Raw genomic sequence first — 22350 nt, 5'->3', positions numbered from 1 at the left:
ATCCTTAATTGTTTCCAAAAAACCTGAAATGACTGGTTGTTTTTAAAACAAAAGCGCAAGTAATTTTGAAGCCGATCCTTAATTGTTTCCAAAAAGCCTTAAGTGACTGGCTATTTTAAAAACAAAAGCGCAAGTAATGTTGAAGCCAATCCTTAGCCAAAAATTTAACCTTTAGCCTTGAAATTTACCCATTTAGCCTCCATCTTAACTTTATCAAGGAGGCAATTATGCGTTTAGATAAACTCACCAGTAAATTTCAATTAGCCATTTCCGATGCGCAATCTTTAGCACTAGGGCGTGACCATCAATATATTGAAGCAACACATCTTATGTTGGCACTGCTCAATCAAGATGGAGGCTCCATTCGTCCTATTTTAGCGGATCTTGAGATTGATCTTAATCAACTACGCTCTCAGCTTTCTGCTGATCTGGATCGTATTGCCTCTGTCTCTGGTATCGGTGGTGATATCCAACTTTCTGCACAACTTGGTGTTCTATTTAACCTTTGTGATAAATTTGCACAAAAAAATAAAGATAAATTTATCTCTTCAGAATTGTTTTTATTAGCTGCCTGTGAGGATAAAGGCGCGTTAGGGAAAATCTTAACAGGGCTGGGTTTAAGCAAAGAGAAAGTAAATAAATCGATTCATAAAATTCGTGATGGTCAAAATGTGGATGACCAAAACAGTGATGGCCAAGGGCAAGCCTTAGCTAAATTTACCATTGATCTTACTGAGCGTGCCGAGCAAGGTAAGCTTGATCCTGTGATTGGTCGTGATGATGAAGTACGGCGCATGATTCAGGTACTACAACGCCGTACTAAAAATAACCCCGTCATCATTGGTGAGCCGGGTGTGGGTAAAACCGCCATTGTAGAGGGGCTCGCACAACGTATTATTAATGGTGAAGTCCCCGAAGGGCTTAAAAATAAACGGGTGTTATCACTGGATATGGGATCTCTCATTGCGGGTGCGAAATATAGAGGTGAGTTTGAAGAGCGCTTAAAATCAGTTCTTTCTGAACTCGCGAAAGAAGAGGGTAAAGTTATCCTGTTTATCGATGAGTTACATACTATGGTGGGTGCAGGTCAAACGTCTGGCGCAATGGATGCCAGCAATATGTTAAAACCTGCATTGGCACGTGGTGAATTACACTGTGTGGGTGCAACTACCCTTGATGAGTACCGTCAATATATAGAGAAAGATGCAGCCCTTGAACGTCGTTTTCAAAAGGTACAGGTTGATGAGCCGAGTGTTGAAGATACCATTGCGATTTTACGTGGCTTAAAAGAGCGTTACGAGTTACATCATAAAGTGGAAATCACCGATCCTGCACTTGTCGCTGCAGCCACACTTTCACATCGCTATATCTCAGATAGACAGCTACCCGATAAAGCGATTGATTTGATGGATGAAGCCGCTTCTAGTATTCGTTTGCAGATGGACTCTAAACCAGAAAGTTTAGATAAACTGGGGCGTAAAATTATTCAACTGACGGTTGAACAAAAGGCACTAAAAAATGAGAGTGATGAAGCGAGTGTTAAACGTCTACGCGATCTTGAAAAATCATTAAAAAAGAAAGGTAAAGAATACAAAATATTAGATGAAATTTGGAAAGCGGAAAAAGCAGCGCTTTCAGGTACGCAAAACATTAAAAAAGCGTTAGAGCAAACACGTTTAGACTTAGAAGTTGCTAGTCGTGCATCAGACTTAACACGTATGTCAGAATTGCAATATGGCAAAATCCCTGATCTTGAAAAGCAACTCGATTTAGCCACGCAAGCTGAGATGCAAGAGATGACGCTGCTCAAGCATTGTGTTACTGAACATGAAATTGCCGATATATTAGCGCGCTGGACAGGTATTCCGGTGGATAAAATGCTCGAAGGTGAGCGTGATAAATTGCTAAAAATGGAGAAGCACTTACACAGTCGTGTGATCGGTCAAAATGAAGCAATTAATGCTGTTTCGAATGCCATTCGTCGTAGTCGTGCAGGGCTCAGTGATCCCGACCGTCCAATTGGTTCATTTCTATTTTTAGGGCCAACTGGTGTAGGGAAAACAGAATCCTGTAAAGCATTAGCTCACTTCCTGTTTGATAGTGAAGATAATATGGTACGCATTGATATGTCGGAGTTCATGGAAAAGCATTCCGTGGCACGTTTAGTGGGCGCTCCTCCGGGTTATGTGGGTTATGAAGAGGGTGGATATCTGACGGAAGCTGTGCGTCGTAAACCCTACTCGGTTATCCTTTTGGATGAGATAGAAAAAGCACACCCAGATGTGTTTAATATTTTACTGCAAGTGCTGGATGATGGACGTTTGACCGATGGACAAGGACGCACCGTTGATTTTCGTAATACCGTGATCATCATGACCTCCAATATCGGATCAGATCTTATCCAAGAACAGTTTGATACGGTGAGTTACGATGAGATAAAAAAGCAACTGCTTAATGTATTACACGATCAATTTAAACCTGAATTTTTAAACCGCATTGATGAAACCGTTGTTTTCCACCCATTAAGGCTGAAACATATTAAATCGATCGCCACTATTCAACTACATAGATTACAGAAACGTCTTAAGGAACGAGATTACCTACTCACTTTTAATGACCAATCTATCGAGTTGTTAGTGAATGCGGGTTACGATCCTGTTTATGGAGCCAGACCACTGAAACGTGCGATACAAAAATTATTAGAAAACCAATTAGCAGAGCAGATCCTCTCTGAAAAATTAGTCAAAGGTAAAAAAATATTGGTTGATGTGATTGATGGGAAAATTGAGTTTGTACAATAAAACCTTTGCGCAGTTAGATGAATATTTAACTGCGTTAACAGTGTATTGGTTATTTGAAGCATTCCATTATAAAGACTATCCGTGGCATGAGACAAACCCTGCTCTGAGTGATTTTTTAGATAATCTTTCAGAGCAGGAATTGCAACATTATCAGCAATTTCCTGATCAACTGACGCCATTCTTATACCCCTTTATTAAGTCATTGCGTCCGTTAACAGATGATCTATTTACGGTTAATAAACTCACTTCAATAACAGAGGATCTCCCATTTTGGTTAAGTACAGGTATTAAAGGACGTAAGTGGTCACAAATTAGCGCCTTTGCCGATCAAGTGGAATCTGATCTCAATATCATTGAATGGTGTGCAGGAAAAGGACATTTAGGTCGATTAATTAGTTGGCAAAAAAAACTACCCGTATTATCGATTGAGTGGCAACAAACACTGTGTGATGTTGGTGAATCACAAGCAAAAAAACAGCAAGTTCAGCAAATATTCAAACAGGCCGATGTACTAAAAGGGCAAGCTGATAGCTGTATTAATACGGGGAGTCATGTGATTTCGCTGCACGCCTGTGGTGACTTACATCTGCATCTTATAAAACTTGCCAAACAGAAAAAACCTCAACAACTCACTATTAGCCCATGTTGTTATCATCTTACTGAGCAATCTATTTATCAGCCTTGTTCTTTGTTGGCCAAAAAATCTTCATTAATACTCAGTAAACAGATCTTAAAATTAGCCGTGAGTAAACAGATCACCACAGGGAAAAGGCAATCTCGTTTAAGTGAAACAGAAGTATTGTGGCGTTTAGCGTTTGATGAATGTCAGAAGTACTGTTTACAGACAGAGCGCTATTGTCCATTGCCCAGTTTTCCTAAAAAGTTACTGACGGGGGAGTTTAAAGCCTTTGTTTTATGGGCGATGCACAAAAAATCATTAACCTTTACCCTGCCAGAGATGCTACAGCCTTTTTTAGTGTTGGCTGAAAGTCGTCTTAAAAAAGTGCGTCGTATGGAGTTAATCAGCCAGTTTTTTGTGCGTCCATTAGAGTTATGGTTAGTTTATGACAGAGTGCTAGCACTGCAAGAGTCGGGTTATCAGGTCAAACTTTCCACCTTTTGTGCAAGCCAAATAACCCCCCGTAATTTGTTGATAGAAGCGCAGTTATAGTTTTTTCTTATAGAGAAAGTTATCATTAAAAGCGTCATGATCCGCTTCATGGCAATCGGCACATAACTCCGCTGGTTTTTCCTCTTCATGTGGTAGGTGGCATTCTAAGCAGAGTATCTCCTCCTCTTGATGCTTAAGGTTATGTGCTTTGGCTAAATAACCAAATTGATCGTGACACTCTATACAGCTATTATTCTTAAACTCCAACTCCTCCGATGGCCCCTCTTTCGCATGGCAACCTTGCGCACATTGCTGATCTTTTAAGTGTAGATTTGCTAAATTATCATCATCTGGGCTGGGTAGCTCCTCTGCGCTAATCATTATGGAAAAAAATAGACTCATAAATAATAATAAAGATTTCATCTTATCTCCCTACCTGGTTGGTGGCAATCTACACAAAATTGAATGCGTTTTTTGGTTGGGATATTTTTAATTACATCAACTTCTTGGTGTAATTGGTGACAAGATGCACAGTTGATTTTTGGGTAGTGTACATCATGTGTCCACTCTGCTTGGCGCAGTTGCAGTGGGCTATGGCACGATAAACACTGGCTATTTTTTTTCTAATACTGTCTTAGAGTGTTGGGATAGGTTGATGATCGTATCATCTTCTTTAGGATGTTCACCTTTGGCGCCATGGCAGGCTGTACAGTTATCAAAAAAATCTTCGCTTTTATGTATGCCTAACATTGGCATCGCTGCAATTTTTTTAATCTTTCGTGGTATCTGGTGGCATCGGATACAGCGTTTATTCTCTTTTATTTAATTTTGTTTATGCTGTTCATTATTAATTTGTGAAGCAAAACTTTTACTGGGTTCAGGGGGGAGGTTACCCGCCTCTTTTGGAACAGGCGAGCAAGCACTGAGCAATATAAGATAAAAAAACAGAATGGATAGTTGTCTCATAAGAGCTCTATTAATAGCCTGAGTACAGGAAAATAGTTGTACTCAGGCAGTTACAGCATTATTTAAAAGTAAGGTTTAATACACCTCGGTGGTAGATATGGTTGATTTGTGAGTTATCAAATACCGCAATGCCAAAGGGATAGGTTTTACCCATATCATCGAATTGTACATCTTGGATTTGTGCATATTTCCCTGTTGTTACTAACTTACGTTTAATCTCGAGCGTCCAAACTCTCTCTTTCCAAACCCCTACTGTCGCGATATCTCCACGAGAGCCTGTAAAGGGCTGGGTGATAATGCCTGGAATACGGGTGGTTTTATTATAATCTGTTGTAAATGGTTGTTTTTCAGAGTCAAAAATAACGGCTGAGTCATTAGTTAGTGATGCTGAAACAAACTTAGGTTGCTTGTTCTCTACATTATTAACGTAACCTCCACCTGTTTTATGATCGCCTTTACGCCCCCAACCTTTGTTTTTCTTAGGATCGGTATTGCTGTCGATATATTGATCATCAATTTGTCTATTAGCGTTAGTACGAACTCCTTTCCAGTGCCACATATCAATGGTTTGGCCTGGTTTCGTATATTTACGTGCTGGAGATTTTGATTTTGTACCGTTCACTTTTCCATCATCGGCACGGTGACAGGCGACATTACATCCTTTTCAGCAAAACCATCGCTATTAATATCCCAAAGAATGGCAAATTTGTCTTCATAGTAGGTATTATCGTGGCCTGTATCGTCTTTGTTACTTGTTACCATCACTCTGTTTTTCCCAAGGGAAACAATTTAAACTATGGGTTGGATCTTTATAAATAATCAAGAAGTAGACATATTCATCATCGTAAAGTGACTGCATCATGACGGTTGTTTTTTTAATGCCTTCATAACCATTGTTGGGTTTATAAGGTAGCTTTTTGAGCTTCACTTTGACACTCGGGGCTTTTTCCCACACTGATTCTGCACACCATCAATTGTAATCGCTGATGGTGCTTTGATACTTTCTAATGTAGTGTTTTTCGCCTGTAGCGTTGTAATGGGGAGAAGTGAAAAAGCAAGGGTTGAGCTTATAATGAGTAGATCTGTTTTTTTCATGACACTATTTCCTTTTTCTGTAACAATTTATAGTTAAAGGTGAATCACTAATAAAGCTACTATTAACATAGTGCCCTGTGAGTCAAAAGGGTAATGATCTAAATCAAGAAGTTAGCTTTAACTCCCTTCTTTGAGATTAAGTATAGATGTTGCGATCCATCACTGTACCTCATTATGGGTACTTTTAAGAAGGTGAATTAAATTATGTTCGATGCCCTATATTGTTATAAAGATAATTCCGTGAAGTTTTTTTCTGTTTTTGAATTTAAAAATCTAAGCGATGCTCATATTGAAAAATATCGCTACCATTTAACTTGTCCCGCTTGCGGGGGGAAAGCTTATTTTCGTCGCGATTCTATTGATGGCAAACAAGCTTGTTTTGGCAGTCGTTATCATAAGGTCGATTGTGCAGAGTTTGCCCCTTCCCCGCGTAAAACGGAGGAGCAAAAGCAGGTTGCAGAAGTTGAAACGTTGATACTTGAGGTTGATGAGTTACTGATCGATTTCAGCGCGCCTATCGTAAGAGAAAGCTCAAAAAAAAGCGCACCGCCAAGCGAGGTACAAGCGCCAAAAGAGAGCGTTAAAAAAGAGAGTAAAGTCAGTGTTAATAAACAGACGCTTAAAAAATTATTAGTGAGCTTATTACGGGGTAGTTCATTAGCCAGTTCAGATCTGTGGATCTACACCAGTGAAAAACATAAATGGCGCGCGAAGAATCTATTTGTGAATGTTAACGATGCAAAACCAACCGACAATGGCGCACCAAGAATGTATTGGGGCACCATTGCGACTATCGATAAAACATTAAACTGGTTAAACCCTGCTGAAGAGAGGAGTGTTGCTATTCCAATAGGTCGCTATCGAGATCTTTTTTTAAGTTATTTTAAGGTGCAAGAGCAATGTGATGTAGAAGGAGCTGGCTTTATCATGTTTGCAAAATGCATTGAGAGTAAAGATAAAAAACGTAAGTTTTTGCAATTGTGGGGTGATGATTTACAATATTTTCATCTGTCGAAAGCGCAGGATGATAGTGTGTAATAATGGCCGTTCTTACTGTTTTTATAGGGTGTCTTTAGCAATAAAAAAAGGGCCATAGTTGGCCCTTGAGAAAGTGTAATGTTTCATAGCAAGTTGTTATTAACCATTCATTAATTCAACATCTGCTTTTTGTGTTTTTTGCTTCTTTAGGCGAGAGGTAAGAATGGATGCACAAGCAAAACCACATAGACTAAATACCACCATTAGGCTAAATACATAGTTGAATCCCTGAATACCAGGAAAGGTATCTAATAGGTAGCCATAAAGCGTGTACGCAAACATTGCGGGCATGTAACCGATGATACAACCGAAAGCCATCGCTGAGCCTGCATACTGACGATCTGTACCAATTTCATCCATTGGTGCAAAAAATACAGCGCGTTGTGAGAAGATGATTGCACCAAAACCTAATGTTGCCGCCATGCCAACGTATACGTTCATGGTTTCATGTGGCAGTTGAATAAAGGCTATCATTGCGATTGCTGATACTAAGAATGTCCATTTCAGGTAAACCGTCGCAGATTTAGCGACTTTATCCGCAAGGAAACCACCGATAGGTCCACCTACCATTTTCAAACCATATTGATTGACAATTCCGTAAGCACCAATTAATGCAACTGGAAGTGCATAGATATCTTTTAAGAATGGGATGAAGTAAGTGAGTCCACAGTATGCCGCGTAAACAAAGAAGATAACAAATGAAGCGAGCCATAAATTAGGGCATTTAATGACGGTCTTAATGCCTTGTAATACTTGCTTATTGGCTTCTGCTGAATCTTTAGTATGCAGTTCATCGTCATTATCAATGATGAAATAAGAGATAATACCTGCAGCGAGGGTGACTAAAGTATAGTAAATCAAACCGGCTTGCATACCATCTTTGCCTTCACCAAATTGTACAAAAACAAACAGTGCACCAGAAGCGATGAGTACATCGACGACACCTCGTCCAGCTTCAAGAAATCCAAACATTCTACCTTGCTCTTGTTTGTTACCTAATAAGCGTACTGCTTTTAGCAATACTGGCCAATATATAACTTCACCAAAGAATGCCATGCCACCAAAGGCAATCAGGTAGCCTGTGAAAGGAGGTAGTGTGGATAAATAAGCGCCACAAAGACCAACACCAATCAGTCCTACTGGCAGTAATATTTTCTTGGAATAACGATCGGCAATATACAGCGCAAGAAATAATCCTGCTGTTTGAATGACGGCATAAGCGGTAAACCCTAAGCCTATTTGTGTATTACTTAGGCCCCAATCTTCTTGCATGGGAACATAGAAGACATCTTTCATGCTGGACAATTTGAAAATTGTACCAGCACCAAAAATAAGGAAACATAGACGTACCCATTTATTCATTAACATATAATAAACTCCATTTATTTTACTAAAGTAAAAAATTGTAATGGCTCAGTATAAAAATAGAGCCGTTACAATTTTATGCTTATTTTAAATTTACAATCGCTTCAACTTCGATGAGTACGTCTTTAGGTAAGCGTGCTACCTCGACACAAGAGCGAGCGGGGAAGCTTCCTTCAACGAAATAAGAGGTGTAAATTTCATTGAATTCAGAAAAATTGTTCATATCACTAATAAAACAAGTTGTTTTAACTACTTTGCTCATGTCGGCACCCGCTGCTTCCACAATGGCTTGCAGATTATTCAGTGCGAGTTTTGACTGTTCTGCGATGCTATCAAAAGGGATTGATCCATCTGCGGGTAAGAATGGACAACATCCTGATATAAATAACAGATCTCCACAAACAACCGCTTGTGAGTATGGACCAATGGCTTGTGGTGCTTTTTTAGTATTAATAATCATTTTTTTCTCTTTTATTTATTGACAGTATTTATTACGAATTTTTTTCATGAAAGCCACAGAACGTTTAACACCTTCAATTTGTGCATCAATAAGCAGGTCAACTGCTTGCTGAGAAATATTATGGGGGTGGTAGTATTCCATGGGTTTGATGAGTTCAGGATCAAAAAGGGGCTTTTTGAGCTCAAATGCTCCGTTTAATTCAAAGACTCCACCTGCGCCTCTTTCACGAGTGAATCGTGCGCAATATGGATGGCAAGATTCAATGTTGATACGCGTAATAGGTGCATTTTCAACCAGAATTCGAAAGCATTCATCAATATCAATTGAGCCTTCGCCAATAGGAACGCCACAGATAACAAGTTCGTCATTATGTTTGGTCACAATGTGATCTTTAAAATGGGTACAATAAGTATAAGGGGCCATTTTTTTTGCAGCTTCAACAGGATCTTCCCAAACCATCATGCTATTACCACAATCATAATGAGCACCAAACCACAGTGAATCGACCGCTTTAACGACGTGAATAATATCATCGGATGTCTCAAGCTCATGATTCTCAAGCGCAAGTTTTATTCTGTACTTTTTGAGTAAAGGAATAATTTGTTTTATGCCATCAATCGTTGGTTGCATATTTTTTGGATCAAACTGATCGACGGGTATATAAGTTCGAATAACATCGGCACCAATGGCTACCGCGAACTCAATTGCTTTTGTTAAAGAGACTTTATCTGTGCCTTTAGTATCCAACTCACAATACAAATTACGTGATTGAATTGCTTCTTTTATACGTGCGAGGTAAATAGGATCATCGCTGTCTAGGACACCAAATTCGGGATGAAGGTTATAATCGGGTATAATATTTATCTCTACCCCATCCAACCCAAGACGTGCGGTTTGTTCAATAAAATCAAAAATATCCATTCTTTTATGCTGAAACAGCAAATGATAACACTCAGTCTCTAAACCTAATTTCATGATTAACTCCATCATTGCTAATAATTTTGAGTCGCCACTATAGCCAACCAAATAAAACAATATTGTGATATAGTCCACAAAAAAGGCTTTGGGTTTAATTTAAGTTTACTATATAAAAAAATAGTTAACTTTGGGTTTTATTTGTGGCCTATAATTTAATTTTAATACCTTTTAAGGTACAGTTTAGATATTACGAAGACTAAAAAAGGAAAGCATGATGGAAAGTATTTCAACGTATACATTTATAGAGCAAGATAGGGTCATTCTTCGTTCACAAATACCTTTTATTGAATCTTTAGGGGCATTGTTTGGAGAGAGTTGTGAAATTGTTCTGCACAGTTTTGAGGCACTTCATGCTTCGGTAATTCATATTGTAAACGGCCATATTACCGGGCGAAAAATAGGTGCTCCAGTGACTAATATTGCACTTGAAAAATTGTCTGAATTTAAAAGAAATAAGGAAAAATGGGCTGTTTATTTTTCTAATTCGAGTAAAGATAATAAACCTTTCAAATCGTCATCAACCTTGATAACTAATGATGAAAATATTCCTATCGGTATGATTTGTATGAATTATTCACTCGATATCTCTTTACATAGTCTAGTGAAAAATTTTTATGAGCCCAATAATAATAAACAGGAAAATTTCTCTCAGGATGTAAATAATTTGGTTTTAACGCATCTCGAACCGATCAGAAATCAAGTTTATAATAATAATGAAATTCCAAGTAAAAATAAGGTTCAGGAAATTATTCGTCAGCTAAATGAGTTGGGCCTATTTGAGCTACCGATTACCAATAAGATTGTGAGTCAGGATCTCGGTATAAGTTCTGCGACTATTTATAAGCATTTGAGGGCGTTGAATAAGAGCATAAAATTGAAAGTAGAGAAAAATAGTGTTTAAAAGAGACTTGTTTAATTGTGGGTAAATGTGAATGTAAAAAAAGGGCGTAAGCCCTTTTTTATATATTATTTAAGAAGGAGAGATTAAACCTCTACAACACCTTGGCTTGCTAAATATTCAGCGTAAGTACCACGGAAATCAACCACGCTATCTTCTTTGATCTCAATGATACGTGTTGCTAGTGATGATACAAATTCACGATCGTGAGAAACAAACAGTAGCGTACCTTCGTAGTTTTCAAGTGCCAAGTTTAATGACTCAATCGATTCCATATCTAAGTGATTGGTTGGCTCATCCATTAATAGAATATTTGGCGCATCCATCATCAGCTTACCAAATAACATACGGCCTTGTTCACCACCAGAAATGATTTTAACTGACTTACCAATATCGTTAGAGCCAAACAATAAACGACCTAATGTGCCACGTACAGACTGTTCATCGTCACCCGGTTTCATCCATTGTGCCATCCAATCCATTAAGGTTTGATCTTTCTCAAATGCGTAAGCGTGATCCTGTGCGTAGTAACCTAAGTTGGCATTTTCAGACCACTTAAACTCACCGGAATCAGCTTCAATTTGCCCCATTAAAGTGCGTAGCAGGGTTGTTTTACCGACGCCATTTTGGCCGATAATGGCGATACGTTCGCCTACTTCAACCATTAAGCTAAGATCTTGGAAAAGTGGTTTATCAAAGCTTTTGCTCACGCCAATCATCTCTAATGCGTTACGGAACAGTTTTTTCTCTTGCTTGAATACGATGTAAGGGTTAACACGACTAGAGGCTTTAACCTCTGCAAGCTGGATTTTATCCATCTGCTTAGCGCGAGATGTTGCTTGTTTTGCTTTTGATGCGTTTGCCGAGAAACGACTTACAAATTCTTGTAACTCAGATAACTGTGCTTTTTTCTTAGCATTTTCACTCAGTAGGCGCTCACGCGTTTGCAATGCTGCTGTCATGTACTCATCGTAGTTACCCGGGAAAAGACGTAACTCACCGTAATCGATATCAGCCATATGAGTACAAACAGAGTTTAAGAAATGGCGATCATGGGAAATAATAACCATGGTACATTGGCGCGCTTTTAATTCTGCTTCTAACCAACGAATAGTATCGATATCCAAGTTATTGGTTGGCTCATCGAGTAACATGATATCTGGATTTGAGAAAAGAACCTGTGCCAGTAATACACGCAGTTTCCAACCCGGCGCCACTTCAGACATTAAACCGTTGTGTAGATTAAGTGGAATACCCACGCTCAGTAAAATCTCTCCCGCACGCGAATCGGCAGTGTAACCGTCCATCTCTGCAAATTCACTTTCAAGCTCGCCAACTTGCATGCCTTCAGCTTCGGTCATTTCAGGTAGTGAGTAAATACGGTTACGCTCATTCATTAGCGCCCACATCTCTTTGTGACCCATTAGCACTGTATCGAGCACTGAGAACGCTTCAAAAGCGAACTGGTCTTGGTGAAGTTTTGCGATACGTTCATTAGGATCTCTTGTGACATTCCCTGCACTTGGCTCAAGATCACCGGTTAAGATCTTCATGAAGGTTGATTTACCACAGCCATTTGCACCGATTAAACCATAACGGTTACCCGTACCAAATTTAACAGAGATGTTTTCAAAAAGTGGTTTTGCACCAAACTGCATGGTGATGTTGTTTGTACTCAGCAAGATAATCTTCCTAATAGCGTGAATAATAAAAGTGGCGCTATTATACAGAGGCAATTGATTATTTATAGAGCAAAGGTGATTTAAATCACGGTGGGAATGAAGTTTGTAAATTGGCATTCATGTCACCTTTTTTAGATGACATGTTTATTAACCTGATCGTTGTAGAAGGGTGGCTAAATTTGATCCTCTTTTAACCAAATTGCCACCTGCTTAGCAAAGTAGGTCAATATCCCATCTGCACCAGCACGTTTAAAACATAAGAGTGATTCCATGACACACTCTTTCTCTTTGAGCCAGCCGTTATCAATAGCGGCTTTGTGCATCGCATATTCACCACTCACTTGATAAGCAAATGTGGGTACTTGTAGTTCTGTTTTTACGCGGCGGACAATATCAAGATAAGGCATTCCTGGTTTTACCATCACCATGTCTGCACCCTCGGCAATATCGAGGGCTGCTTCATGAATCGCTTCATCACTGTTGGCAGGATCCATCTGATAGGTTGATTTATTAGCGCCTTTGAGGTTGCTTGCACTACCGACCGCATCACGAAAAGGGCCATAATAGCTAGAGGCATATTTTGCACTGTAAGCCATGATCTGTGTATTGATATAACCTGCGTTTTCTAAGGCAGCGCGTATTGCGCCAATGCGACCATCCATCATATCTGATGGAGCAACAATATCAGCGCCTGCTTGTGCGTGTGAAAGCGCCTGTTTCACTAATATCTCCGTGGTAATATCGTTTAAAACATAACCCTCATCATCAATAATGCCATCTTGACCATGTGTGGTGAATGGGTCGAGTGCCACATCGGTGATCACCCCTAAATGAGGACAAGCCTCTTTAATGTGCATCACCGCACGTTGTGCAAGCCCCTCAGGATTGTAAGCTTCCTCTGCCATCTCTGTTTTTATCTCGTCAGGCGTAACAGGAAATAGTGCGATAGCGGGAATGCCAAGTGCTTCAAGTTCAATACATTCTGCCACTAAAAGGTCTAATGAAAGACGTTCAATACCGGGCATTGATGAGATCGTTTCACGACGATTTGTTCCCTCGATGACAAACATAGGATAGATGAGGTCGTTGACTGATAGTTGATTTTCAGCGACAAGGCGACGCGAGAAACTGTGTTTACGTAAGCGACGTAAACGGCGAGCAGGAAAGCTTTGTGCAGTAGTCATGATGATTCCTATAGCTATTGAAGGGTGATTAAATGTTAAAAAAGAGTTTACTGTTTTGCTCGGTTTGTTGCACCAACTGTTTCAGTGACTCACCGCGCGCATGTGCAATTGTTTGTGCAATATAGGGCAGATACTTAGGCTCGTTACGACTTGATTTAGGTTTGGGGCGCATTGAACGAGGTAATAAGTAGGGGGAATCTGTTTCAATCATCAAACGATCTTTTGGGATGATTTTTACCAGTTCAAGTAACGCTGTGCCACGTCGTTCATCACAAATCCAACCGGTAATACCAATATGTAAATCCAACGCTAAACAGCTTTCTAAATCACTTTTAGATCCTGTAAAGCAGTGTAAAACGGCGTTAGGAAGTTGTTGAATATAGGGTTTTAACAATTCAATAAAACGACTGTTGGCATCGCGCTCATGCATGAAAACAGGAAGTTGTAACTGCACAGCAAGTTCCAACTGTTGTACAAATGCAAACTCTTGTTCGCTTGGCGTTGAAAAATTGCGATTAAAATCGAGTCCACACTCTCCAATGGCTTTCACCGGCTTGCTCGTTGCTAATTGTCGCAGCACATCAAGACTGTTTTTATTAAATGTTTTAGCATCATGTGGATGAATGCCCGCGGTGCAATAAAGCATATCAGGATATTGTAAACAAAGTTCAAGCGCTTGTTGGCTTTCGTCAAGCGAAGTGCCTGTGACGATTAACTTATTTACACCTGCTAATTTAGCATTTTCGATAACTTGTTTTAAGTCTTTATCAAAACGTTTATTGGTGAGGTTGATGCCAATATCGATCATATAATTACCTGTGATGAGAGGTTATGCATAGCAGTAAGGCCATTGATTATTAGGATTAGCTACGGCAAGAATAAAGGCGAAACTAACGTTTCACTTCCATAAAAAAAGGGTAAATAGCTAAACTATTTACCCTTCATACTTCACGTTTTAAAACTTAGGAATCGTTACAGAATAACTTGTTCTAAATTATTTCCAAAAAACCTTAACTAACGGGTTATTTTGAAAAAAAAGATCAAGTAATTTTGAAGCCGATCCTTAGTTTAATAAACGTGCGCGAATAGTACCTTCAATCGCTTTTAATTTAAGCAGTGCTGTATCTGCATCTTCACTGTTGACATCAATCACTACATAACCGATATTTTCATTGGTTTGTAGGTATTGTGCTGCAATGTTGATGTTCGCTTCAGCAAACGCTAAGTTGATTTTTGTTAAGATACCCGGTTGGTTATGATGAATATGCAATAAACGACTTGCATTCACATGTGTTGGTAGCGAAACCTCAGGGAAGTTTTTAGATGACAGTGTTGAACCGTTATCTGAATATTTAACCAGTTTACCCGCTACTTCATAACCTATATTTTCCTGTGCTTCTTGTGTGCTACCGCCTACGTGAGGGGTTAAAATCACGTTATCAAATTTACGCAGAGGAGAATCAAAAACTTCTTTGTTTGATTTAGGCTCTGTTGGGAAAACATCAACGGCAGCGCCTGAAAGTTTTTTGCTTTCTAATGCAGCGCAAAGTGCATCAATATCAACCACTGTACCGCGTGCAGCATTCATAAAGATAGCGCCATCTTTCATCTGCGCAAACTCTTTAGCCCCCATCATATCTTTGGTTGAAGCCAGCTCTGGTACGTGCAAGCTAACCACATCAGATTGTGCTAATAGCTCTTGCATTGAAGCAATTTGTACTGCATTACCTAGTGCTAATTTATTTTCTACATCGTAGAAAGAAACACGGAAACCTAAACCCTCCGCTAAAATACCAAACTGTGTGCCAATATGACCGTAACCGATAATACCTAAGTTTTTACCACGTGCTTCGTATGAACCCGTTGCTGATTTATCCCACTCACCGCGATGTGCTTTTGCATTACGCTCTGGTACGCCACGCAGTAATAATAGCGCTTGGCCTAAAACCAGTTCAGCAACACTACGTGTATTTGAGAAAGGTGCGTTAAATACCGCCACCCCTTTTGCTTGTGCCACGTCTAAATCAACTTGGTTCGTTCCAATACAGAAACAACCGATAGCCACTAATTTGTCAGCAGCTGCTAATACTTTTGCATTAAGGTTTGAACGACTACGGATACCGACAAAATGAACATCTTTAATCTTCGCTATCAGATCTTCTTCGCTTAGTGAGGTTTTGATGCTTTCAATGTTGGTGTAACCCGACTGTGTAAAAGTATCAACAGAGCTTTGGTGTAACCCTTCTAATAGAAGAATTTTTATTTTATCTTTGTGAAGTGAAAGGCTGAGTGAAGATTTAGTCATTTCTGGTTCCTTGATCCCTGAGTTGCAGAGTAAATGGCAAACAATAGTATAAAAGTGGAATGAAAAATTTTAGTGAGTCTAAAATAGCAAAGATAGTGGCAATTGTGAACTTATGTGATGTTATTCACATATAAATAATTGGTACTATTAATAATTTATTGATCTAAATCGGCGGTGTTATCAGATGTGATGGCTAACATGCCAACCTATGTTTTATCACTTAGGTTGGCATTTATATCGTCAAGGGGGGTTACTTAAGTGTTTTAACACCATCAGCAGATCCAACTAAAACAACATCCGCCGCACGATTGGCAAACAGTCCGTTAGTAACAACACCCACAATGGCATTGATCGCTGTTTCAAGTTTAAGTGGCTCTGCAATTTTCATATTATGTACGTCTAAGATGATATTACCATTATCAGTTAACACACCCTCACGGTAAACAGGGTCGCCACCCAGTTTAACTAATTCACGTGCAACATAACTACGTGCCATTGGGATCACTTCAACAGGTAACGGGAAGTCACCTAGAATATCTACATTTTTTGTATCATCAACGATACAAATAAATTTAGTGGCCACTGCAGCTACTATTTTTTCGCGTGTTAATGCCGCACCGCCACCTTTAATCATATGATTATATGAATTAATTTCATCTGCACCATCAACATAAACACTCAGATCGGCAACTGAATTTAGGTCAAATACCTCAATGCCAAGTGCTTTTAGTTTTGCTGTTGAGACTTCTGAACTTGAAACTGCACCTTCGATATCGTTTTTCATGGTGGCCAACGCATCAATAAAATGATTCACCGTTGAACCAGTACCCACACCAACAATGCTGTCTTTTTCAACGTATTTTAATGCGGCGTAAGCTGCTGCTTTTTTCTTATCATCTTGGGTCATGGTTTGTATCCTGAAGTGAGCGCTAAAAGTGGCAAGATTATAACCTGTTACACCTAAATCAGTACATTAAATATGTTAATTTTTTGTAGTGAACGTGTAGTGTTTTGATGGGGTAATTATTTCAGGAAGTGGTACGTCCCAGGGTTCGATGGGCAGATGTTCTACCTGTTGGCAGTCATGCGCTAATCCAATGGGGTAGGGGCCACTTTGTTCGATAAACCAAGGGGCGAGCATGCGATCATAATAACCTCCGCCCATACCAATACGGTTACCCTGTTTATCAAAAGCCACCAGTGGCGTAAAAATAAGGTCGAGCTGTTTAACTGGGCAGATAAAACGCTGATCTAATTTAGGCTCAGCGATACCATACTGGTTTTTCAGCATCTCTGTGTCTTTGCTGTAGTGCAGAAACAGCAGATGTCCTTTACTAAAAGGGTGTACCACTGGCAGGTAAACTTGTTTACTGTTTTCCCAGCACCATTTTATAAAAGGTAAGGTATTAATTTCACCATCAAAGTTAAGTGAGAGTGCAATTTTTTTTGCTTGTTGTACTTTAGGGTGTCTAATTAATTGTAAAAGCACCTGTTGAGCATCTCGCGCCTGTGTAGATAGCGGTAAATTGTTACGTAGTTGTCGTATTTCTTTTCTTATCTGCTGGGCTGATTTAATCAACATTAGCACCTCTCATTTTCTTTTGTCGTTGATGGACTGCAAAAACAGCAAGGGTAAAAAATAGAACAAATAACACCCATAAATGCAACCAATTATTGATGATGCTTTCCCATGGTGCGCCCATCTGATTCAAAATGAGCATCGCTTTAATCGCAGGTACGGCTGGGACTATTTGTGATAACCAGATAATAGGATCAGGAATTAATGCAAGAGGCCAAACAAAGCCACAGACAAATAAAATGGGCATTGAGCTGAGTAATAAAGCTTGAGTGGGTAGATCTCTATGTAGAAAAAGAGTGCTTAAGCTAATGCCTGCACAAACGGTTGCTAATAAAAAAGGTAACATTAATAGTAAAACTTCTGACATGTTTGCCAGTGTATTAACCTGATAAAAGTAGAAGCAATAACCAATATAAAAACTGCTTAGTAAACTATAAATAGAGAAAAACGCACAGATTCTAGCGCATACCAAGGAGATGGAGCTATGTTGTAACCAATAGCTTTTTTGATGCCATTGACCTGCGCCTAAAATGCCTGTCGCGATTAAGAGTGTTTGATGCAAAATGAGTAAAAACAACCCGGGCACGATATAAGGTGTATAACCTAAAGTGCTATTAAATACTGGAATACTATTTAGTTGAATGCTATTGAGTGCCTTATCAGTTTTTTTACTGCCGTTACCTTTGCTGAGTAAGGCAAAGCGTTGTAGTGATTTACTTGTATCTAAACCGACTTCAATGAGCCCTTGTGCAATAGCAGAATAGATTAAAAAATAGCTGGCATCCCCCCCGTAACTTAGTGTTGCGCCTTTGCCTAGAATTAAATTTCGACGAAAGTTTTGTGGGATAACTAACAGTCCATAGGCTTTGGCGTCAGTGATCCACTCTTTTGCTTGTTTAATAGAATTTACTTTGGCAATTATTTTTATTTTTGCACTGGCATCTGCATGGCGAATTATAGCCCTGCTCAAGGATGAATTATCGTGATCTACCACGACAATTAATTGCTCTGTTGGTACTTGATGTGCGTAGGGCAGTGGGTAAAGAAATGAGTAAAGAAGCCCGCCACCTAACACTGTTAGTAAGATTGCTTTATCGGCAAAAATAGCAGTGAATTCTAATTTGAGAAGTTGCCAAAAATTCATGCGTTTCTCCCTTTTTTAATCAAATAGATAATGGGGAGTAATAATAATAAAAAACCGCTATAACTTGTCATTTGAGAGAGTAGTTGGGTGATGTTTTGTCCATAATTTACCGTTGCAATATGTTGTTCAATATAGTGACTTGAGGGCATCAAGGCGCGCCATATTTGTGCAAGATCAGGCATATTATTACTTGGGAATGTGATGCCCATAAAAGAAAAAGCGGGTGCAAATATAGCCCCACAAACACTCACTGTACGGGTGCTGTCTTTTAGGAAGAAAAAGAGGGTTAATACAATTAACCACACCGCAATTATCATCAACAATAGGGAGAGGATCAACATCCAGATAGGACCTGCGATAGGCAAATTTAAGTGCAGGTATAAAAATGTATAGATCAGGGTGCCATGTAAAAGCATACAGGCACTATAAAAAAACAGTTTGGTTAATAAAACAGCGCGAATACCGTGGTGATACCAATTGTCCTCTTTGGTACGCTGAAGCTCGAAGCTTAAACTGTTAACAAAAACTAACATTGCAATAATTTGCAATAGTGCGATTAAAATAGGTGGAACTAGAAAAGCCACATAATTATTGTTTTGATTAAATAATGCGGTAGTTTGATTACTAACAGGGCTGAGGTTAATTGCAACTTGTTGTTTTGGTGTACCTTGAGCAAGCTCTTTAATGCTGGCTAATGACTTTAAACTGTTTGCCAAAGTGAGTTGTAGTTGGCTTGAAAGTAGTTTTCCCACTAATAAAAATTGACTGTTGTAGCGAATATCAATAACAGGTTGTTGTGCGGTGAATAATTTTTTCTTAAGCTGATAAGGAAAAACTAACAGGGCATAAACATCTGCTTGTTGCATTGCTTTTTTGGCATCTTGAAGGTGAGTGTAATGAATTACTTTTACGGATGGGTTAGCTTGTAGATGACGCGTCAATAAACGTGTCATTGTGCTTTGGTCAAAATCAACCACTGCGACGGGAAGGGCGCGTGGTAAACCTGCGCTAAATAATCCCCATAGCAGCAACAGACCCATAATGGGGATGTAAGTAAGTAGTGCTAATTGCCATGGCGAATCAAGAATAGCGACAATTTCCCGTTTTAATAACTTCATCAATGTTTTATTCGCTGACCATAAGTGCAGACATTCCTACCCGTAAATCGAGTATCTGTTGTGTTGGATGAAGCTCTACCTGGAAGGTTCGCATATCAAAATCGTGGCCACTTTCTGTGGCGCGCCACGTTGCAAAATCACCCATAACAGAGATATAAGTAACAATAAATTCTGTTTTGATATCAAGTGCAGGGATACTTAAATTGATTTTTTTACCTTTTTTAAACTGTTTTAATTGATCCTCTCTGACTTGGAAAATCGCCCATGCGTTGCTCATATCAATCAGGCTTACGACTGGAAAACCACTTGGTACTAATTCGCCTGAATGCATCAATACTTCACTTACTTCAGCATCAATAGGAGATCGCATTTGACTGTCTTGTAAAATCGCGCTGATCTCATTAACGGCACCTTCTGCTATGCGTGCATTGCCAGCGGCTGCCGCTTTTGTTTCTTCTCGTGCACCCTCTTGTGCCATCTGATACATGGCAAGTGCGGCTTGTTCTGTGTATTTTGTGACTTGCCAATGAGTAAATGCTTCATCACGTTTTTGCCTTGCGAGTACGCCATCTTGAAACAAGGTATCAATGCGTTTATAGGTCGTATTTGCGAGTTTCTCTGCTATTTTTGATTTTTTCCATTGTTCTTTAGAGGCTGATATCTGTTGTTTTCGAGCGCCATTATCGGCTTCTAATACCATTGCTTTGGCCGCATCTCGTCCACCCTCTGCTTGCATTAATTTGGCATTTAATTCAGGGCTATTAATAGCATAAAGCAGATCTCCTTTGCTGACATTATCGCCTTGTTTAACCATTACCTGTTCAATGCGGCCGGCGACTTTAGAAGAGATATTATATTCTGTGGCTTCAATTTGTCCTTGTAAAATTTGCTCTTTAGGGCTGTAAGCAAGCATTAACCCATAGCCTAAAAAAATGATTAAAATAAGTAATGCCACCGCGCTCAGTGATCGGTTTATCATTGTTGGGTTCCTAAAATGTATTTATAAGAAATTGATTAATCATGCCACTGGTACTCATTAAACGAGCATAAGCTTGAATATAGCGGTATTTTGCGGCGAGCTGCTGCGTACTGACCGCTGTTAGCTTTAACTCGGCATCTACCTTTTCGATTGAAGTTGATAACCCTTGGCGAAAAGCGATATCGCGTAGTTTTTTATTTTCATGGGCGAGACTTAAAGAGACCTCAAGAGATTCAACCTCTTCTTGCGCCTGTTGTAGCTGACGATAGCTTTGTTCTAACAATAGATGTAAGTCTTGCTCTGTTTGTGCGCGAGTATAGCGGGCTTGTAGTTGAGCACTCTTCGCTAATTTTATTTTACCACTGCGGCCATTGCGACTAAGTAGTGGGACTTTAATGCCCACCCCTACTAACCAGTCTGGTTCCATCTCTGAAAACAGTGAATCATCTTCATACAGTGTGTAATTTCCATATAAAAAAACAGTCGGGTGATACGCTCCTTTCTCCATATCAATCAATCCCTGTGCTTGATCCTCTTTTGCATGCAATAGTTTCAGTGCAGGGTGGTTTTCCATTGTTTCGTTGGTAAAAAGGGCTAAAGAAGGGATATTTTTTTGTAAAAACAGTATTGAACGTGTGGCTAGTTTACGCTCATGTAACATACGAGCCAGTGCTATATTTGCCATCTCAGCTTGTCGTAATGCGCTGTTATATTTTATTTTTGCATTTTCTACAGCAACTTGTGCATTGAGACGTTCTACTTTGGCTATTTGTCCTTGTTCCTCTAGTTTTTGGGCATGAGAGGCATGTTTTTGTAGTGATTGTAATAATTGTAACTGTGTTTTTGCTAGCTCTTCAGTTACTGAAACTGCGTAATAACGATCTACAAGTTGTATAAAGAGCTTGCGTTTAATTAATTCTAACTCTTGCTCTTTTTCTGCAATTTGTGCGCTATGAATCGATTGTACTGCAGAAATTTTTCCGCCTGTATAAATAGGCCACATTGCTTGCAAACTTGAGCGGAAAATATCTTGTTCAGTGAGGGCTAATGAAGGAATACTGGAGATAATACCACCCAGTGCAGGAGGAAGACCGCTGGGATCAAGGATAGAACTGGCATTCAATTCAAGAGGATCAGAAAGGTGTGTATAGCTACCATTTAAGCTAATAGAAGGAAGGTAAAGATCTTTACCTGATTCATGTTTTGCCTGTGCTTGTTTAATGACCTGTTGTTGAGCTTGCAGTTGATCACTGACTTTTAAAAACTGTGCCCATGCTTGCTTAAAATCGAAAGACTCCGCTTGCAGATAGGCGCTATTTACAAAGAAAAAAATATAAAAAAGAGCACGTAAAACGTTCATTTAAACCTCGAAAAGCATTAAAACACAGGTTAGTATACAATAAAAAACAAGTGAAATTTAACTGATTTTTGAGGCTGGCGAGGTTATCTATTCAGAATGCGTTATTAGCTTAAAATGATGCTTTAAAGATGGACTGTGAGAGTGGACTGGAGGTAAAACTTTAGTCTTGCTTATTCTTTATTGCAGAGAATGAGTAACCCAAGGGTATCGTTGTTGACTTTGACTTTGACTTTGACCTTGAACCCGAAGGTCGTACAGGTAAATGTTGTCGTGTGTTTTTTGTGAGA

General features: G+C 39.3%; 20 protein-coding genes and 1 pseudogene. 4 read left to right on the top strand and 17 right to left on the bottom strand.

Going from position 1 to position 22350, the window contains the following annotated elements; genetic code table 11:
• The first annotated feature begins 227 nt into the window (after positions 1–227).
• Both clpB and G322_RS0108975 read left to right on the top strand, forming a co-directional pair.
• Positions 228–2801: an ATP-dependent chaperone ClpB gene (gene clpB / locus G322_RS0108980; protein WP_022941464.1), complete on the top strand. Its 2574-nt coding sequence runs from the start codon at positions 228–230 to the stop codon at positions 2799–2801.
• Positions 2791–3972: a methyltransferase gene (locus G322_RS0108975; RefSeq protein ID WP_169337470.1), complete on the top strand. Its 1182-nt coding sequence runs from the start codon at positions 2791–2793 to the stop codon at positions 3970–3972. The genes clpB and G322_RS0108975 overlap by 11 nt, the downstream gene beginning before the upstream one ends.
• Here the strand turns inward: G322_RS0108975 and G322_RS0108970 are convergent.
• From G322_RS0108970 to G322_RS25010, 4 genes and pseudogenes are all read right to left on the bottom strand, one after another.
• Entirely contained in the window at positions 3967–4335 is a 369-nt protein-coding gene (locus tag G322_RS0108970) for a cytochrome c3 family protein (RefSeq protein WP_022941462.1), read from the bottom strand. The genes G322_RS0108975 and G322_RS0108970 overlap by 6 nt on opposite strands.
• A complete protein-coding gene (locus G322_RS24795) occupies positions 4332–4493 on the bottom strand; it encodes a cytochrome c3 family protein (RefSeq protein ID WP_425413891.1) in 162 nt (53 codons plus the stop codon). The genes G322_RS0108970 and G322_RS24795 overlap by 4 nt, the downstream gene beginning before the upstream one ends.
• A 241-nt stretch (positions 4494–4734) precedes the next feature.
• Positions 4735–4878 carry a hypothetical protein gene (locus G322_RS23335; RefSeq protein WP_022941460.1) on the bottom strand — a complete coding sequence of 48 codons (144 nt, stop codon included), beginning with the start codon at positions 4876–4878 and terminating at the stop codon, positions 4735–4737.
• Positions 4879–4936: 58 nt separating this feature from the next.
• Positions 4937–5806, bottom strand: a pseudogene (locus tag G322_RS25010) (ethylbenzene dehydrogenase-related protein).
• A 371-nt stretch (positions 5807–6177) separates the two neighbouring features.
• On the opposite strand from G322_RS25010, the gene G322_RS0108950 reads away from it, so the two are divergent.
• On the top strand, positions 6178–7011 hold the full coding sequence (locus G322_RS0108950; RefSeq protein WP_022941459.1) for a hypothetical protein: 834 nt from the start codon (positions 6178–6180) through the stop codon (positions 7009–7011).
• Positions 7012–7110: 99 nt separating this feature from the next.
• Here G322_RS0108950 and G322_RS20305 read toward each other — a convergent pair whose 3' ends face one another.
• The 3 genes from G322_RS20305 to G322_RS0108935 form a co-directional block, all read right to left on the bottom strand.
• Positions 7111–8379 (bottom strand): MFS transporter, encoded by a 1269-nt coding sequence (locus G322_RS20305; protein ID WP_022941458.1) that lies wholly within the window; start codon positions 8377–8379, stop codon positions 7111–7113.
• A gap of 79 nt (positions 8380–8458) precedes the next feature.
• Complete coding sequence (locus G322_RS0108940) at positions 8459–8836, bottom strand: Rid family detoxifying hydrolase (protein WP_022941457.1); 378 nt, start codon at positions 8834–8836, stop codon at positions 8459–8461.
• Between the two features lie 15 nt (positions 8837–8851).
• Positions 8852–9811, bottom strand: coding sequence for a sugar phosphate isomerase/epimerase family protein (locus G322_RS0108935; protein ID WP_022941456.1), 960 nt, complete (start codon positions 9809–9811; stop codon positions 8852–8854).
• Positions 9812–10025: 214 nt separating this feature from the next.
• On the opposite strand from G322_RS0108935, the gene G322_RS0108930 reads away from it, so the two are divergent.
• Positions 10026–10715 carry a helix-turn-helix transcriptional regulator gene (locus tag G322_RS0108930; RefSeq protein ID WP_211217140.1) on the top strand — a complete coding sequence of 230 codons (690 nt, stop codon included), beginning with the start codon at positions 10026–10028 and terminating at the stop codon, positions 10713–10715.
• Positions 10716–10798: 83 nt separating this feature from the next.
• Here G322_RS0108930 and G322_RS0108925 read toward each other — a convergent pair whose 3' ends face one another.
• The 10 genes from G322_RS0108925 to G322_RS0108880 form a co-directional block, all read right to left on the bottom strand.
• Entirely contained in the window at positions 10799–12394 is a 1596-nt protein-coding gene (locus G322_RS0108925; protein WP_022941454.1) for an ABC-F family ATPase, read from the bottom strand.
• 173 nt (positions 12395–12567) lie between these two features.
• Positions 12568–13578 carry a porphobilinogen synthase gene (gene hemB / locus G322_RS0108920; RefSeq protein ID WP_022941453.1) on the bottom strand — a complete coding sequence of 337 codons (1011 nt, stop codon included), beginning with the start codon at positions 13576–13578 and terminating at the stop codon, positions 12568–12570.
• 28 nt (positions 13579–13606) lie between these two features.
• Positions 13607–14386, bottom strand: a complete 780-nt coding sequence (locus G322_RS0108915; protein WP_022941452.1) for a TatD family hydrolase — start codon at positions 14384–14386, stop codon at positions 13607–13609.
• 255 nt (positions 14387–14641) lie between these two features.
• Positions 14642–15883, bottom strand: a complete 1242-nt coding sequence (gene serA, locus G322_RS0108910; RefSeq protein WP_022941451.1) for a phosphoglycerate dehydrogenase — start codon at positions 15881–15883, stop codon at positions 14642–14644.
• 250 nt (positions 15884–16133) lie between these two features.
• Positions 16134–16790 carry a ribose-5-phosphate isomerase RpiA gene (rpiA, locus tag G322_RS0108905; protein WP_022941450.1) on the bottom strand — a complete coding sequence of 219 codons (657 nt, stop codon included), beginning with the start codon at positions 16788–16790 and terminating at the stop codon, positions 16134–16136.
• A gap of 75 nt (positions 16791–16865) precedes the next feature.
• Positions 16866–17465: a 5-formyltetrahydrofolate cyclo-ligase gene (locus G322_RS0108900; protein ID WP_022941449.1), complete on the bottom strand. Its 600-nt coding sequence runs from the start codon at positions 17463–17465 to the stop codon at positions 16866–16868.
• Positions 17455–18606 (bottom strand): ABC transporter permease, encoded by a 1152-nt coding sequence (locus tag G322_RS0108895; protein ID WP_022941448.1) that lies wholly within the window; start codon positions 18604–18606, stop codon positions 17455–17457. The genes G322_RS0108900 and G322_RS0108895 overlap by 11 nt, the downstream gene beginning before the upstream one ends.
• Positions 18603–19724, bottom strand: coding sequence for an ABC transporter permease (locus G322_RS20300; RefSeq protein WP_245542296.1), 1122 nt, complete (start codon positions 19722–19724; stop codon positions 18603–18605). Before G322_RS20300 ends, G322_RS0108895 begins: the two co-directional genes overlap by 4 nt.
• A gap of 7 nt (positions 19725–19731) precedes the next feature.
• Entirely contained in the window at positions 19732–20703 is a 972-nt protein-coding gene (locus G322_RS0108885) for an HlyD family secretion protein (protein WP_022941446.1), read from the bottom strand.
• A gap of 10 nt (positions 20704–20713) precedes the next feature.
• Positions 20714–22063, bottom strand: coding sequence for a TolC family protein (locus G322_RS0108880; protein ID WP_022941445.1), 1350 nt, complete (start codon positions 22061–22063; stop codon positions 20714–20716).
• Between the last annotated feature and the right edge of the window lie 287 nt (positions 22064–22350).

Source organism: Psychromonas hadalis ATCC BAA-638 (assembly GCF_000420245.1).
In the GTDB taxonomy this organism is placed as follows: Bacteria; Pseudomonadota; Gammaproteobacteria; order Enterobacterales; family Psychromonadaceae; genus Psychromonas; species Psychromonas hadalis.
The sequence above is the reverse complement of the archived record's forward strand: the minus strand, read 5'-3'. Positions and strand labels throughout refer to the sequence as shown.